Genomic DNA, 15614 nt, shown 5'->3' on the forward strand with positions numbered 1-15614 from the left:
CGGCCGCGACGATAGCGGAAATCGGATATGGCTCAACCTGGCTCGATGGGCAGTTTCGACGTCGCCATGCTCTACAGCCTGGCAGGTGCGTCGGCCTGTGCATTGGCGGCTGGCAGGCCCCGGCAATTGTCGGGCTTGGCAACGGCCTTGCAAATCGTGGAGCCGGTCAACGCGTCGACCGATTGCGGTCCCGTTGTCAGTCCAACCCTGCGCATCATGTCGGCGTCAAGTTGCCCCTCGGCCGAGCGTCGCTCGACCGCGGCGAACAGAGCAGGACCGATCGCCATTTCGTCGAGATACGCCTTGACCACCAGCTTCTGTCCCATCGGATACAGGCTGAGCCGCGCCCGGGGACCGACAAGCCGTCTGGCGCCGCCGGCAAACACGAGCGCACAGGCAGAATCGCACTCCGCCCCCGCATCGATGCTCAATCCGGCATAGGCTCCTTCCGTGGCAAGGCAATTCCACACGCCGGGGTCGCAGTCGACGAAATCTGTCCGGGCAACGGCTATGTCGAGCTTTCTTTCATGGACAAGTCGTCCCATTGCGAGAGCGCTGGACAGGTCGCCTCCGCGTGAACTGATGACGATAGGCAGCCGCCGATTGCCAAGCGTGGCCAGCAACTGCCGCAGCTTCTTCGGCGTCTGGCCGGTGATCGCACCTTCCGCCGATATCCATTCCGGACAATCGGGGTTGCACAACGGATTGCTGCCGCGAACCACGACAAAGCGCATGTCCCCGCCGGCCTTCGCGGCGTCCGGTTGAACCGGTACGGCAGTCATGGGCTTGAGCGTGGCCGACGGCGTCGTCTTGTTTGCAGGTCCAGCTATTTCCCGGCAGTTCGTGGCCGGCTGGCCAAGCCCGCAGAGGCTTGCCGTGGTCAACAGATCCACTGCGTCCCGGCTGGTGACCAGCTTCATCGTCAACATGGCGTCGAGCGGAATCTGACGAATCTCGCTGGCCGGCGTAGCCTTCATGATTTCCAGCACGCCGTCGCCTATCCCCATTTCCCTCAGATACGCCGAAAGCGTCTTCTCGACGGCCCTACTCATCTCGTAGGTTTTGTAGCTGCCTGCGCTCTTACGGCTGACCACCTTGGTGCTGATGATCTTCTTCTTGCCGTTCACGATCCGGTACGTGGTCCGGTAGAGCAGTTTTTCCCGGTGATATGTGGTGGTGATCTGGTGGACGCCGAGATAGCCGAAATCTCCGATCACGCGGCGGACACCGCCGGAAAACATCAGCGGACAGGCCGAATTGCACATGGCTCCGTCGTCATGGACTATCCCGAAATAGTCGGCGCTCTTGCCCTTGTTGTCCTTGCAGTTTTCAATTTCCGGCTGACAATCGGAAAGAACCGTCACGCCGACGGCGACATCGAGCTTGTTCTTGCGGATCATCCGGCCAAGTGCCAGCGCCGCATCGACATTACCGCCGGGCGAATTGACGACCACCGGCAATTGCCTTCCCTTGAGCGCCTTGAGCGTGCGTTTGAGGAGCGCCGGCGTGCCCGCGGCGATGGTGCCGTCCGCCGATATCCACTCAGGACAGTTGGGTTCGCATCCCGGAGCGTTGCTGCGCACGACGACGAAGCGCATGGGCGGGATGTCGGGAGGCCCATCCTCCGCTCGCGCTGTCAGAACAGGCAGCAGCATAGCGACGACGAGGCAAACCAGTGCCCACAACCGCCATGCCTTCCCATCAAAACAGCGCCTTGGAACCACTGTTGGCAAAGCCCCCTCAGTGCAACCTATACTAGTTGCAGCCATGGCGCTTGCAACAGGTTTGAACCAACCCCTCGCAATACTTGCGCTGCCAAGCGCAAGTAAACGAAAAGGGCGGCCCGAAGACCGCCCTTTTCTTGTCGATCCGGCAGAGCCGGTCTCGATTATTCCTTGATGGTGACGACGATGCCGGCACCGACGGTGCGGCCGCCTTCACGGATGGCGAAGCGCAGCTTCTCTTCCATGGCGATCGGCACGATCAGCTCGACATCGACCGTGATGTTGTCGCCGGGCATCACCATCTCGGTGCCTTCCGGCAGCGACACGATGCCGGTCACGTCGGTCGTGCGGAAGTAGAACTGCGGACGGTAGTTGGTGAAGAACGGCGTGTGACGGCCACCTTCGTCCTTGGTCAGGATGTAGGCTTCGGCCACGAACTTCTTGTGCGGCTTCACCGTGCCGGGCTTGGCCAGAACCTGGCCGCGCTCGACACCTTCACGGTCGACGCCGCGCAGCAGCGCGCCGATGTTGTCGCCGGCCTGGCCCTGATCGAGCAGCTTGCGGAACATCTCGACGCCCGTGCAGGTCGTCTTGGTCGTCGGACGGATGCCGATGATTTCCAGTTCCTCGCCGACCTTGACCACGCCGCGCTCGACGCGGCCGGTCACGACCGTGCCACGGCCCGAGATCGAGAACACGTCCTCGATCGGCATCAGGAACGGCTTGTCGAGCGGACGAACCGGCGTCGGGATGTAGGCGTCGACCTGAGCCATCAGCTCGCGGATCGCGTCCTCGCCGATCGTCTTGTTCGAATCCTCAAGCGCTGCCAGCGCCGAACCCTTGACGATCGGAATGTCATCGCCGGGGAATTCGTTCTTCGACAAAAGTTCGCGAACCTCGAGCTCGACCAGTTCGAGCAGCTCGGCGTCGTCGACCTGGTCGACCTTGTTCAGGAACACCACGATCGACGGCACGCCGACCTGACGGGCAAGCAGGATGTGCTCGCGGGTCTGCGGCATCGGGCCGTCGGCGGCCGACACGACCAGGATCGCGCCGTCCATCTGCGCGGCACCGGTGATCATGTTCTTCACATAGTCGGCGTGGCCGGGGCAGTCGACATGCGCGTAGTGGCGGTTGGCCGTCTCGTATTCGACGTGAGCCGTCGAGATCGTGATGCCGCGCGCCTTCTCTTCCGGCGCCGCGTCGATCTGGTCATAGCGCTTGTATTCGCCAAAATACTTGGTGATCGCAGCCGTCAGCGACGTCTTGCCATGGTCAACGTGACCAATCGTGCCGATGTTCACATGAGGCTTAGTGCGCTCGAATTTACCTTTTGCCATAGTCTCTTTCCTTGGACGGCCTGGACCTTCAGTTCAGTCGAATGCGGGGCGATTAGCGAGAAAGGCCAAAAAACACAAGCGTCTTTTGCCCGGACGCCATCTCACTCGCCAGAACCCTTGATCCGATTGCGGGGATATGGCGCTGATATAGGGACCCGCCGTTGAAAAGGGAATGGGCGAAGGTCCGACGGAACAATGGGAGGATTCCGCAGGTCTGCGTATCTGTCGCTGTCGGATCTGCCGGCAGCCCATGGCCCATTGCGGCGGCGATCCTGGTCTGATTTCCTGCGCCGATGCATTTCATCCCGACTGCCATTCGCGGCCCTCTGTTCATGATCGTCTCGACCGGGTCATATCTGGTCAACGATACGATGATGAAGCTCGCCACTACGGGCTTGCCGTCCTACGAAGTGCTCTTCCTGCGTGGTGCCGCGGCAACGCTGTGGGGCTTTCCGCTGCTGTTTGCGCTCGGCTACGGCAAGCAGATCCCGCTGATCTTCGACAAGCGGGTGCTGCGCAGGAACCTGCTCGAACTGGCGGCGATCCTCTGTTACGTCATCGCGCTTGCCAACATGCAGATCGCCGATTCCACCGCGCTGGGCCAGATCACGCCGCTGCTGATGCTGGTCGGATCCTCGATCCTGTTTGGCGAGCGCATCGGCGGCCAGCGCATGGCGCTGATCGGGCTGGGCTTCATCGGGGCGCTGATGGTAGCGCAGCCGACCATGCAAGGCATTTCGGTCTACGCCTTGCTGGCGCTGGGCAACGCGACATTCGCCGCCGCCCGCGATCTGGCCGGCCGCAAGATCACCGCCGAAGTGCCTGGAATGATCGTGGCGATCTCGGCGGTCGTCGTGGTCCTGATCGGCGCCGGCGCCGCGCATCTGGTTTCCGAGCGCTGGGTAGCGCCGGAGGCGCACCACCTGCTGCTGATGGCGGGAGCCGGTTTCTTCCTGATCTTCGGCCACTTCTTCATCTTCATGGCCTATCGCGTCGGGCCGACCGGAGCGGTAGCGCCTTTCTACTACTGCTTCACGGTCTGGGCCGTCATTTCGGGCCTGCTGGTGTTCGGGCAATTCCCCAATGCACTGGCGGTCTGCGGCATCCTGCTGGTCGTCTGCAGTGGGTTGACCATCGTGTCGCTGGACCAGCGCAAGCGTAGGCTGGCCGTGGTCGCCTGATCCGCGGCGGCGCACCGGCATTGTAGGTTCCAACACCGTGAGTGCAGGCAGCACCGACGGCGGACTATCGCAATTCAGGATTCGGCAGAGCTGGCCATCTGCCGATTACGTCTAGATGGTCCGCTTGCCCGCGAACTGATGATAGGCCCACAACACCACGACGGCACCCACGACCGCGACGATCAGGCTGTAGATGTTGAGGCCGGTGACGCCCGAAGCACCGAAGGCACTGAAGATCAGGCCCCCTACGATGGCACCGACAATGCCGAGCACGATATCCATGATCATGCCCTGACCGGTCTTGTTGACGATCTTGCTGCCGATGAAGCCGGCGATGACGCCGAGAATGATCCAGCTGATGATACCCATTTTTTCCTCTCCATTCCTCCGCCAACCGGACATTTTCATATGAATGTCAAAACCACAAGCCAGGTTGAAATTCCGCCCGATTGCGTCATTGTTGAAGATGGGCCGGGCTTGGCTAGATGGAGGATCCACTATGGGACTTTTTGACAACGCCGTTCCCGGCGGCAACATCACCAAACCGCTGATGATCGCGCTCGGTGCCCTGCTGGTCGGAAAGATGCTGAGCGGCAGAAGTGCCGAACAGCCGGAGCAGCCTCAAGCTCCCGCTCCGGCCGATCCCACACCCGTCGGAACCGCGTCCGGTGACGGCGGCCTGCTCGGCGGACTGGGCGGCCTGCTCGACAAGCTCAAGAACGCCGGCCATGGCAATGTCGCCGACTCCTGGGTCGGCACAGGGCAGAACCAGTCGATCAACGCCAATGAGCTGGGCAACGCGATCGGACCGCAGGTCATTCGCGAGATCGCCCAACGGACAGGGCTCGACGAGCAGGAACTGCTCAAGCAACTATCCGCGGCCCTGCCCGGCATCGTCGACAAGCTGACGCCGAACGGCCAGGTGCCGCAACAGCACCAGGTCGCGTCAGCGTTCAACAGCTAGCGCGGTGCACACCAATGCCTGAAGCGCTGCGCGCCTGCCGCGCAGTGTTTCGGCTTGCCGACGGTGTCGCTGGAAATCTGGAGCGGGTAGCGGGAATCGAACCCGCACCAAGAGCTTGGAAGGCTCATGTGATACCATTTCACCATACCCGCGCACGCATGCCCTAGCTATGCGACAAGGTTCCGAAGGTCAAGAAGACCCAGCCGAAATTGCAGGCCAGGCACCAGGCTTTGGCAGCAACGGATGCCGGAGGCGGTAAATAGTCCAGATTTTTCAATAGCGAACAGGATCCGATCCGACACCGGTCTCGAGGCTGCGGCCACGGAATACCAAATGCCAGACGTCCACGTTCATCTGGTCAGGGGGAATGGGCGCGCCAAGGCGGAGGCGGGCGCCGCCCTCTATCGCTACAATGTAGCCAAAACCGGCGTTGACGACCGCGTGCCGATCGGCGCCGTATTGCGCGACACCTCGGGAAACATCCTTGGCGGCCTGTGGGGCAGGACCGAACTCGGCTTGCTGTTCCTCGACATGTTCTTCGTGCCTGAAAGCATTCGAGGCAAATCACATGGCAGCCGCCTGCTCTCTGCCGTGGAGGCGGAAGCGAGGAAGCGCGGCTGCCAACGTGCGGTGGTCGAGACCAGCAGCTTCCAGGCGCCCGGCTTCTATGTTCGTCACGGCTACGAGGAATTTGGCAGAGTTGAGTTCGGCCTTCACGACGCCGCCCGCATCTTCCTGAGCAAAACCCTCTGATGCTGGCGCAAGAGGCCGCGATACCCTTGATCGGCAGGCATGCGCGCGACGAGGGGCACCCTTGAAAAGCCGCAGGATCTTTGCGCGTGTCATGCGCGTCAGCCCCCCTGTCGCGCCTTGATCGTCAGCTTATCAAATCGTCTATCCTGATCGGCAAGTCTCGAATGCGTTTGCCCGTGGCATGGTACACGGCGCTCGCCACGGCCGCCGCGGTCCCGACATTGCCGAGCTCCCCCAGGCCTTTGACGCCGGCCGGATTGACGTCCAGGTCGACCTCGGGAACGAGGATGACGTCGACCTGTTTGATGTCGGCGTTGACCGGCACCAGATAGTCCTGCAGGTCACGATTGACGTAACGGGCGTTGCGCCGGTCGATTTCCGTCGCCTCGTGAAGGGCTTGGCCGATACCCCAGATCATGCCGCCCATCAGTTGGCTGCGCGCGGTGCGCGTGTTCATGATGCGTCCCGCCGCAAAGGCACCGACCACGCGCGGCACCCGGATTTCGCGTGTGTAGCTGTTGACGCGCACTTCGACGAATTCAGCGCCAAAGGCATATTTCACGGACTCCTTGTCCTGATCGCCGCCGTGGAACTCCGCTTGCCCGGCATAGAGCTTCTTCAGTGCTTCCGGCGTCGAACCCTTCGGCGCAAACTCGGCGTATTCCTCTATCGCGCCGATCTGCATCGCCTTGAAGACATCCGACAGCTTGGCGGATTTGCCGCCGCTGGCCACGATCTTCTCCTGCTCCATCTCCAGCTTGGCATTGCCGGAACCGGCCAGCGGCGCGTCTCCGGCGACGGCTGCCGCGAAAAGTTTGGCGCGCACCGCGTCACAGGCCTTCAGAACCGCCGAGCAGACGCTCGCTGTCGAAATCGAGCCGCCCGAGACCGGCGCCGGCGGCAGGGCGCTGTCGCCCATCTCGACGCTGATCTTGTCCATCCCTATCCCCAGACGTTCGGCGGCCATCTGCCCGGCGATGGTGCGCACACCAGTGCCGATCTCATGCGAGCCGCACTGAACGCGAACTTGTCCATCGGCGGTCAGGCGAACACGGGCCGCGCATGGCGCGCTTGCCGTGGGATAGATTGCGGTCGCGCACCCCATGCCGACCAGCCAGTCGCCCTCCCGCATCGATCCGACCGCGGCATCACGCTTCGACCAGCCGAAGGCCTCCGCAGCCTGGTCGTAGCATTTGACCAGCGACCGGCTGGAGAATGGCTTGCCGCCGATAGGCTCTTTTTCAGGCTCGTTGATGCGCCGAAACTCGACGGGATCCATGCCAAGCGCCACAGCCATTTCGTCCATGGCGTTCTCGAGCGCGTAGACGTACGGCGTCTCCGGTGGTGAGCGCATGTAGCCCGGTGTGTTGCGGTCGGCATGGACGATCGAAACATGTGTGAGCACCGAACCGTAATTGTACATGCGGCCGGTGGCGGACGTGCCGCCGACAACATAAGGGTCAGGGCGTGACGTCACCTCCCAGCCCTCATGTCCGAACGCCGTGATGCGGCCGTCCTTGCTGGCGCCTATGCGGATTCGATGCCTGGTCTCGGCGCGATAGGTCTGGGTGTTGAAGGCCTGCATGCGGCTGACGACGCAGCGTACCGGCCGCCCAACACGACGCGCGGCGACAGCGACAATTGCCGTGCGAGCCGTCATCGGTCCCTTGGAACCGAAGGCGCCCCCGACATAAGGGCTGACAATCCGCACATTGGCAGGGTCGACCTTCAACTGCCGGGCAAGTTCGATTTTCCAGCCGGTGACATTCTGGCTTGGCTCATGGACGGTGAGTTGATCGCCTTGCCACATCGCCGTGGTCGAGAACAGTTCGATCGGATTGTGATGCTGGGTCGGCGTGGAGTATTTTTGGTCGATCTTGACGGCAGCGGATGCATAGGCAGCGTCGAAGTCGCCTGCTTTGACATCCTCCTGCAACATCGGGCTTTTGCCGGCCGCCAGTTCCACTTTCACGCCTTTGGAATCGAAGCTGGCGCTGGGCGGCTCGTCTTCGTAGTCGGCGCGGATCAACATCGACGCTTCCTCCGCCGCCTCGAATGTCTCGGCAACGACCAGAGCGATGATCTGGCCGTCGTGGAAAATCGTCTTGTCATGCAGGGGTGCGATGGAGCTCGCACCGGTGTTGCCAAATTTCGGAGTGTCCGTCTGATCCATATCGCCATAGGTGATGATGTCCAGCACTCCGGGCACGGCCCTGGCGTCGTCGGTATGGAGTTTGGAAACCTTGCCCCGAGCGATGCTGCTTGTGGCAAGAGCGCCATAAGCGACATTGGCCGTGGTGATGTCGGCCGGATAGCTGGCTTGTCCGGTAACCTTCAGCCTGCCGTCGATGCGGACAACCGGTTGGCCTTGGTTTTCTTTTGGAACTGGCGCGGCTTGATTCATGGCTCAGACCTTCATGTCACGGGTTTCGAGCAGCGCTCGCACCAGCGTGCGCTTTCCCAGCGGTATCTTGAATGCGTTGTGTTCTCGCGGCCTGGCATCGGCGAATGCGGCTTCGGCGGCAGCTGCCGCGGCCTTGTCGTCGAGGGCATTGCCGCGCAGGGCATCCTCCGCCGCCCTCGCGCGCCACGGCACCGTCGCGACGCCGCCGAGCGCTATACGCGCTTGCCTGACCGTGTTTCCATCCATCTCCAGCGCAACCGCCGCCGATGCCAGCGCGAATGCGTAGGATTCGCGGTCGCGTATCTTCAGGTAGCGCGAGCGACGGCTCCATGCGCCAAGCGGAACATCGATGGCGACGATGACTTCATCGGCGGCCAGATCCGTCTCGATGTTGGGCGTGTCGCCGGGAAGCCGGTGCAGCCCGGCGAACGGGATCTTGCGCTGGCCACGCCGCCCTTCCACTTCAACGACCGCGTCGAGCGCAATCAGCCCCTGCGCGAAATCACCGTGATAGGTAGCGATGCAGGCATCGCTGACGCCGAGCACGGCATGCTGGCGGTTTACCCCTTCCATCGCCGCACAGCCGGAGCCGGGCTCCCGCTTGTTGCACGGCCAGGAGGTTTCGCGAAAATACTCGCACCGCGTTCGCTGCAGGATATTGCCGGCGAGGCTGGCCATATTGCGAAGCTGGCCGCTGGCGGCGAATTTCAGACTGTCGGCAAGGAGCGGGCAGCGGCGCCTGACGTCACTGTTATCGGCTGCCTCACCCATGCGAACCAGCGCACCGAAACGGATGCTGTCGTCGTTCGTTTCGATCTGCCGCAAAGCAGGCTCGGCAAGCTCATTAAGGTCGAGCAACCGCTCCGGCTGCGCGACACCCAGCTTCATGTAGTCGGCCAGATTGGTGCCGCCGGCGATGAACTGGGTGTTGGCCTGTGTTGGCGCAACATGCCTGGGCTCAAGATGAGACGCCATGGCGATCGCCGCCGAGACGCTCGTTGGTCTTTCATAGAGGAAGGGACGCATCCTAGGCTCTCCTGATCTCGTCGCGTGCCTGGATGATCGCCGCAACGATGTTCGGATAGGCCGCGCACCGGCACAGATTGCCGCTCATGTATTCGCGGATATCATCCTCCGAACCGGCATGGCCTTCATCGATGCAACCGATGGCGGACATGATCTGGCCCGGCGTGCAGTAGCCACATTGAAAGGCATCATGGTCGACGAACGCCTGCTGTACCGGGTGCAGTTCGCCGCCGGCCGAAGCCAGGCCTTCGACAGTCGTGACCTCGCGTCCCTGGTTCATGACGGCGAAGCTCAGACAGGATAGCACCCGCTTCCCATCGACAAGAACGGTGCAGGCGCCGCACTGGCCGTGGTCGCAACCCTTCTTGGTACCGGTCAGGCCAACATGATCACGCAGGGCGTCAAGCAGGCTCGTGCGATTGTCGAGTGCTAGGGTGTAGGCCTGCTTGTTGATCCGAAGCGAGATCGTCGACAGGTCGCGCGGTTCGACCGCTCTGGCGGGCGATGGCTCGGCGGCTCTTGCCGAGGTGGCCATGAGAGGCACTGCGGCTGCCGCCGTAACAGAACCCGTCATGAAGGTGCGTCTGCTCAGGCCGCTGGGATTTGTGGAATTGGACATGGCTGGCTTTCCGGCTGGCTGGAGTCTCAAGCGGACCAAACTGCTCGCGGGAGGCAAAGTTCCCCTCCTCACATCGCTGTGATCGTTTCTCTTGCAGGACGGCCATGCGGAACCTCACCCGCAAGGCCGTGGTTGTCCTCGACAGGTTTCCAGGAAGGAGGCGATCATGAGCAATGATCCGAGCGATCGGCGCAGCGATCGAAATGGTGACGAAGGCCCTGTCTTTTCGGCTGAACAGGCGCGGCAAGGTGAGATCATCCTGCGCACCCGCACACGCCGGATCATCTTCATCGCAGGACTGGTCGGCATCGTGATCCTCATCGCGGTGATCAGATTTGCCGTCCGTTGAATGGCGTTGGAGGTGATCCCCGACGCGTGCCGCCCAGCCTGTTCGTCAGGAACTTTTGTGAAGAGCTGTCGTTTAATCGGTCGTTACAGCGGTCAGCGCCATCCTTGAAAGTTCTCCCGTGGACGCAAAAACCGAGACTGAAGAACCAGACAAAATCAGGAATGCGCGCGGCGCTTCGAGCAAGGCCGGACCGGATGCGTCGCCAAAACGCATGGGCGATGTGGCGCAGCCTAACGCTCCGGAGCGCGAAACAGGGGACAAGGAGGCGGATGAACAAAAGCCCAGCCTCCTAGGTTTTCCCCGGCGGCATCCTTATGCGTCCATCGCAATCCTGATCGTGCTGCTGCTGGCCGCGGTGGGGCTGGCCATGTGGTGGCTGAATGCCCGCCAGTATGAATCGACCGACGACGCTTTTATCGACGCCCGCACGATAACGGTCAGCGCCGAGATATCAGGACGGATCACTGACCTTGCGGTGACCGACAACCAGCCGGTCAAGGCGGGCGACGTCCTGTTGCGCATCGATGACAGCGACTATCAGGCCAGCCTCAAGCAGGCCGATGCCGGGGTAGCCTCGGCACAGGCCGACATTGTCGACGTAGGGGCTCAGATCGCAGCTCAAAACGCAAAGATCGATGAAGCGCGGAAGCAGATGGCGCAAGCGCAGGCCGCCCTCGATTTTGCCAAAGCCGAGGATCAGCGGAACCGTGAACTTCTTGCCAAGGGCACGGCCACCCAACAGCAGGCGCAGCAGGCCGCTTCCACGCTGCGCCAGGACCAGGCCGCTCTCGACAGCGCCCAAGCCAATGTGGATGCCGCCAAGAGCCAGGTCGCTGTTTTGCAGGCGCAGACCAAGAGCGCCGAAGCCAAGCTCGATCAGGCCAAGGCCAGCCAGAACCAGGCGAGTACGATGCTGTCCCGCACAACCATCACCGCACCGGTCGCCGGGCGGGCAACCAGCATTTCGGTAGCCAACGGCACCTATGCCCAGCCAGGCCAGGTTCTGATGATGTTTGTTCCCGACGAAGTCTGGGTGAAGGCCAACTTCAAGGAGACACAGCTCGATCTGATGCGGCCGGGACAGCCGGTCGACATCGATATCGACGCCTATCCGGAAAGATCTTTTCATGGCCGCGTCGACAGCATCCAGGCGGGTAGTGGCACCGCCTTCAGCCTGCTGCCGGCCGAAAACGCCACCGGCAACTTCGTCAAGGTGGTGCAGCGCGTGCCGGTGAAGATCGTCTTCGACAAAGCGCCCGGCGTGCTGCTGGGGCCGGGCCTGTCGGTGGTGCCGACGGTCAAGGTGCGATGACTGGCGAAATCTCCAGCGACCAAAGCGAAAGCCGGTCCGCCGCCGGCGGGCGCAACCCGTGGCTGATCGCCATCGTCGTCTCCATCGCCACCTTCATGCTGGTGCTGGATACCTCGATCGCCAACGTGGCCCTGCGCAACATCGCCGGCAGCCTGGCTGCCGGGATGGACGAGAGCACCTGGGTGATCACTACCTATCTGGTCGCGAATTCCGTAATCATCCCGGTCAGCGGCTGGTTGGCCAGCGTGATCGGGCGGAAGCGCTACTACATGCTTTGCGTGGCAACGTTCACCATCGCATCGCTGTTGTGCGGCCTCGCGCCCAATCTGGAAATGCTTATTTTCTTCAGGATCCTGCAGGGTCTCGGCGGCGGCGGCATGGCGCCGAGCGAACAGTCCATCCTTGCCGATACCTTTCCGCCCGAGAAGCGTTCCCAGGCTTTTGCCCTTTATGGCATCGCCGTCATCGTCGCACCGACAGTCGGGCCGACCCTCGGCGGCTGGCTGACCGACCATTTCTCCTGGCACTGGATATTCTTCATCAACGTCCCGTTCGGCATCATGTCGCTTGCCTTGGTGCAGTGGCTGCTTGTCGAGCCGGACGTGATCGAGCGCGAACGTCAGGAGCGGCTGAAGGGCGGCCTCAGAATAGATTGGGTCGGGTTCATCCTTGTCGCCACCGCTCTTGGCTGCCTGGAAATCTTCCTCGATGAGGGTCAGCGCAACGACTGGTTCGCATCGGGTTTCATCACGACTTTTGCCGTGATTTCGGCGATCTCGTTCCTGCTGCTCATCCCATGGGAGTTTAGTCACCGCGATCCGATCGTCGATATACGCCTGCTCTTCAGCCGCCAGTTCGGTACGTCGTTCCTGGTGATGATGGCGGTCGGCGCCGTGTTGTTCAGCACCACGCAGTTGATGCCGCAGCTGCAACAGACCGCCTTCGACTATACGGCCACCCTGTCGGGCCTTTCCATGATGCCCGGCGGCATCGCCATGCTGATCCTGATGCCGATTTCCGGATTTGCCGCCGGATTGGTGCAGCCCAAATATCTGATTGTGATGGGCATGTCCGTTGTCGTGGTCGCCTTGTGGCACATGACGTCACTCACCCCGGATGCCAGCTTCCACTTCTTTGCATTCGCGCGCATCTTCCTGATGATCGGCCTGCCGTTCCTGTTCATTCCCATTTCGACAGCGGCCTATGTCGGCCTCGCTCCGCAGAAGACCAACCAGGCGTCGGCGCTGATCAACGTCGCCCGCAACATCGGCGGGAGCATCGGCGTGTCATTGTCGAACACCGTGATCGCGCAAAACGCGCAGCTGCATCAATCGAACCTTGTCAGCCATACCGCGCAATCGTCGTCCGCCTATCAGCAGTTGCTGCGTCAGGTGACGGATCACTTTGTCGCCCAGGGCTCGAACATGCTTGAGGCCAAGCAGCAAGCCGTCGGCTGGCTCGGGCAGTTGATCGCGCGCCAGGCCTCGCTGCTCGCCTACATCGACGTTTTTCGCTACTGCGCCATCGCGACGGCACTGTTTGTTCCCCTCGCCTTGCTGCTGCGGTCTCCAAAACCCGACAAGCGCCAGCCGAAATAACCGGCGCCCCGCCGACCTGTTCCAGAACTTCCGCCGCCTGCGTTTTCTCGGCACTTATTGCAAGTCGCGGGCATTGAATGTGGCGAATGACCGGCGACGTCAGATCCAGTTCGAGAGAACCGTCTCCATCTCGACGGTCTCCACCTGCTGTGCGAACCGTTGGTGATAAACGGTCAGCAGCGCGTCATGCGTTGCGTCGGAAGAACTGCACAGCGCGTCGGTAACGAGAACCACGCGATAGCCGAAATCGATCGCTCCGAGCACCGTAGCCAGAACGCACACGTCGGTTTCGCCGCCGGTGATGACCAGCGTATCGATGTCGCGTTCGTTCAGAAAAGCCCGGAGGTGACCTTCGAACCAGGGCGAGTATATGTGCTTGTCGATGACTGCCGCTGGCGGGCAGTAAGTGGCTAATGCCGGCAACAGGCCGACCATTTCGGGACCAATATTTTCGATCGCCATCGAGGCCCAGCGCTCATAATAGCGCTTCCATGTACCAACGCCCTGCCCCGGCTTTTGCGCGGGCAGGAAGCGCGTGAAGACGGTCTGTGGCGCTCGTCTTTCGACCAGCCTCTCGATCTGAGGAAGGACACGGGTGATCCAGGGGGTCGCCCACGGCGATGGCTCGGCAAACAGCTTTTGCATATCGACACAAACATGCATGCATCGGTGCCCCAACGGACCATATGCCAAGCCCGGCATCGACATCGAGGATAGTCCTATTCCATGACATGCGGGGTGTGCCGTTTGTCCTCCACCGGGTCGACATCGATGCGCGCCTTTTGCGGATCGAAGGTGCCATGACCTGCGATGGCCCGCGCTGCCGTGTCGGGCGTCTCGTATGCCCACATGAAGTCGTCGGCCGAGCTACCGACGGCATGGACCCGCCAATAGCTCGCGGTTCCCTTGAGCGGTGAACTGCTTGTGGTGTTGGTCTTTTCGAAAAGCTCGAAATAGATGTCCTCGAAAGGAATAAAGAACGTCGGCTCCTGCCCCTCTTCCGTGACTACCTTCGCGTGCTCCGTGGCCGCGACCACAGCATCGGAAAATCGCACGGTCACCGTTCCGGCAAACGGTTCTATGGTCAGTGGGCGAAAGTCGGGTTCTGACGTTGCGACTGAAGTTTGCATCCGAATTCTCCCTGGCTATCGATTGATCATCGATCCATCAATGAAAACGAAATGCGCGGCGATGCATCAGGTTCCAGCTTGTGCGGTGAAGCCAAATGGACCGCCGAGCCAAGCGATTATCGGCTACCGAAACTGTCGAGAAAGCTCGCCAACAGCCGCGAAACCTCGTGTGGAGCCTCACGTGTCGGGAAGTGCCCGACCGCGTCCAGGACCACTCGTTTGTAGGGCGCCGTGAAATGCACCTCCAGTCCTTCCGACGATGGGGTCAGTACAACACGGTCGTCGCCACCATGAAGCGTCAAGGTCGGCACCGTGATGATCTTGACCGATGTTTGCCGGCGGGCCAGCTCCGCGTAGCGCGGATCGGGCTCCGCCTCACCCCAGCGAACCCGATAGGAATGCAACGTCACGTCCGGCCAATCCGGGTTGTCGAAGGATGCAGCCACTTCATCGAAAATGGCGTCGTCGAACCACCCCAACGGGCTCCAGCTGTCCCATTGGAATCTTGCAAATTCCTTGCGGTTCTTTCGCACGAACTCGGCGCCGCGCGCTGTTGCCATGAACCATTGATACCAAAACGCTTTCGCCTGTTCAGGCGCCGGCGTTGTCGGTTTGCCGGGTTGCCAGCCAAGCGATAGCGCAGCGCAGCAACTGATGCGGTCGGGAAAGATCGAGGCCAGGAGGTAGGCGATCCGTGCTCCCCAGTCGTGGCCGACGATCGCAAAGCGGCTGAGGCCAAGCGCATCGGCAAAGTCCAGCACGTCCTGCGCCATTGCGGCAATTTCGCCGGATCGCATGGTTTCTTTCGACAGGAACGACGTCTGTCCAAAACCTCGCAGCCACGGCGAAAACGTCCGAAAGCCGGCCTCGTGAAGGACCGGCGAAATGCGCGCGTAAGTGGTCGCGTCGTCCGGCCAGCCATGCAGCAGGACGACCGGCGGACCGTCTTGCGGCCCACCATCGAGATAGGCGATGCGCAGCAGTGGCGTATCGCAAAATGAGACAGGGTTCATTTGCTCTCCGGCGCTGTAACCGGCTGGTCGCCGCCAGTCGTCGACTTGGGTCTGGCATCCTGGTCAACCTGCGGATTCTTGTTGATGGCGTCGGTGTTGGCTTTCGTCGGTTCGGTGCTGTCATCACAGGCACCGAGCGCGAGGGCAGCGGCCAACACCAGAAGCGACAAGGATTTCTTCATCGAAACCTCCTCTGGCTGA

At 61.7% G+C, this 15614-nt stretch carries 16 protein-coding genes and 1 tRNA gene; 6 read left to right on the forward strand and 11 right to left on the reverse strand.

The window, feature by feature from the left end; genetic code table 11:
• Positions 1 to 71: 71 nt before the first annotated feature.
• Entirely contained in the window at positions 72 to 1724 is a 1653-nt protein-coding gene (locus tag O7A70_RS12460) for a hypothetical protein (RefSeq protein ID WP_337140872.1), read from the reverse strand.
• Positions 1725 to 1888: 164 nt separating this feature from the next.
• On the reverse strand, positions 1889 to 3064 hold the full coding sequence (gene tuf, locus O7A70_RS12465; RefSeq protein ID WP_013895701.1) for an elongation factor Tu: 1176 nt from the start codon (positions 3062 to 3064) through the stop codon (positions 1889 to 1891).
• 293 nt (positions 3065 to 3357) lie between these two features.
• Between tuf and O7A70_RS12470 the strand changes: the two genes are divergently transcribed.
• Entirely contained in the window at positions 3358 to 4245 is an 888-nt protein-coding gene (locus tag O7A70_RS12470) for a DMT family transporter (protein WP_337140611.1), read from the forward strand.
• A 111-nt stretch (positions 4246 to 4356) separates the two neighbouring features.
• Here the strand turns inward: O7A70_RS12470 and O7A70_RS12475 are convergent, their stop codons facing one another.
• Entirely contained in the window at positions 4357 to 4614 is a 258-nt protein-coding gene (locus O7A70_RS12475) for a GlsB/YeaQ/YmgE family stress response membrane protein (RefSeq protein ID WP_015318000.1), read from the reverse strand.
• A 130-nt stretch (positions 4615 to 4744) separates the two neighbouring features.
• On the opposite strand from O7A70_RS12475, the gene O7A70_RS12480 reads away from it, so the two are divergent.
• Positions 4745 to 5209 carry a YidB family protein gene (locus O7A70_RS12480; protein ID WP_337140612.1) on the forward strand — a complete coding sequence of 155 codons (465 nt, stop codon included), beginning with the start codon at positions 4745 to 4747 and terminating at the stop codon, positions 5207 to 5209.
• Positions 5210 to 5287: 78 nt separating this feature from the next.
• Here O7A70_RS12480 and O7A70_RS12485 read toward each other — a convergent pair.
• A tRNA-Gly gene (locus O7A70_RS12485) sits at positions 5288 to 5361 on the reverse strand.
• Positions 5362 to 5542: 181 nt separating this feature from the next.
• Here O7A70_RS12485 and O7A70_RS12490 point away from each other — a divergent pair.
• Positions 5543 to 5962, forward strand: coding sequence for a GNAT family N-acetyltransferase (locus O7A70_RS12490; protein WP_337140613.1), 420 nt, complete (start codon positions 5543 to 5545; stop codon positions 5960 to 5962).
• 124 nt (positions 5963 to 6086) lie between these two features.
• Here O7A70_RS12490 and O7A70_RS12495 read toward each other — a convergent pair whose 3' ends face one another.
• From O7A70_RS12495 to O7A70_RS12505, 3 genes are read right to left on the reverse strand one after another with little or no spacing between them, the layout of a single operon-like run.
• Positions 6087 to 8366: a xanthine dehydrogenase family protein molybdopterin-binding subunit gene (locus tag O7A70_RS12495; protein ID WP_337140614.1), complete on the reverse strand. Its 2280-nt coding sequence runs from the start codon at positions 8364 to 8366 to the stop codon at positions 6087 to 6089.
• Between the two features lie 3 nt (positions 8367 to 8369).
• Positions 8370 to 9392: an FAD binding domain-containing protein gene (locus O7A70_RS12500; RefSeq protein ID WP_337140615.1), complete on the reverse strand. Its 1023-nt coding sequence runs from the start codon at positions 9390 to 9392 to the stop codon at positions 8370 to 8372.
• 1 nt (position 9393) lies between these two features.
• On the reverse strand, positions 9394 to 10011 hold the full coding sequence (locus O7A70_RS12505) for a (2Fe-2S)-binding protein (protein ID WP_337140616.1): 618 nt from the start codon (positions 10009 to 10011) through the stop codon (positions 9394 to 9396).
• 166 nt (positions 10012 to 10177) lie between these two features.
• On the opposite strand from O7A70_RS12505, the gene O7A70_RS12510 reads away from it, so the two are divergent.
• The 3 genes from O7A70_RS12510 to O7A70_RS12520 all read left to right on the forward strand — a co-directional run bounded on the left by O7A70_RS12510 (position 10178) and on the right by O7A70_RS12520 (position 13270).
• Positions 10178 to 10360 (forward strand): hypothetical protein, encoded by a 183-nt coding sequence (locus tag O7A70_RS12510; protein ID WP_140711497.1) that lies wholly within the window; start codon positions 10178 to 10180, stop codon positions 10358 to 10360.
• A 118-nt stretch (positions 10361 to 10478) separates the two neighbouring features.
• Positions 10479 to 11672, forward strand: a complete 1194-nt coding sequence (locus O7A70_RS12515) for an HlyD family secretion protein (protein WP_337140617.1) — start codon at positions 10479 to 10481, stop codon at positions 11670 to 11672.
• On the forward strand, positions 11669 to 13270 hold the full coding sequence (locus O7A70_RS12520; protein ID WP_337140618.1) for a DHA2 family efflux MFS transporter permease subunit: 1602 nt from the start codon (positions 11669 to 11671) through the stop codon (positions 13268 to 13270). The genes O7A70_RS12515 and O7A70_RS12520 overlap by 4 nt, the downstream gene beginning before the upstream one ends.
• A gap of 99 nt (positions 13271 to 13369) precedes the next feature.
• On the opposite strand, the gene O7A70_RS12525 is transcribed toward O7A70_RS12520, so the two are convergent.
• The 4 genes from O7A70_RS12525 to O7A70_RS12540 form a co-directional block, all read right to left on the reverse strand.
• Positions 13370 to 13978, reverse strand: coding sequence for a cysteine hydrolase family protein (locus O7A70_RS12525; RefSeq protein ID WP_337140619.1), 609 nt, complete (start codon positions 13976 to 13978; stop codon positions 13370 to 13372).
• A gap of 11 nt (positions 13979 to 13989) precedes the next feature.
• Positions 13990 to 14400: a DUF427 domain-containing protein gene (locus O7A70_RS12530; protein WP_337140620.1), complete on the reverse strand. Its 411-nt coding sequence runs from the start codon at positions 14398 to 14400 to the stop codon at positions 13990 to 13992.
• 116 nt (positions 14401 to 14516) lie between these two features.
• On the reverse strand, positions 14517 to 15413 hold the full coding sequence (locus tag O7A70_RS12535) for an alpha/beta fold hydrolase (RefSeq protein WP_337140621.1): 897 nt from the start codon (positions 15411 to 15413) through the stop codon (positions 14517 to 14519).
• Positions 15410 to 15595, reverse strand: coding sequence for a hypothetical protein (locus tag O7A70_RS12540; RefSeq protein ID WP_027146879.1), 186 nt, complete (start codon positions 15593 to 15595; stop codon positions 15410 to 15412). Before O7A70_RS12540 ends, O7A70_RS12535 begins: the two co-directional genes overlap by 4 nt.
• Positions 15596 to 15614 lie beyond the last annotated feature (19 nt).

Origin of the sequence: Mesorhizobium sp. Cs1299R1N1, from assembly GCF_037179655.1 — a bacterium.
Lineage (GTDB): Bacteria > Pseudomonadota > Alphaproteobacteria > Rhizobiales > Rhizobiaceae > Mesorhizobium > Mesorhizobium salmacidum.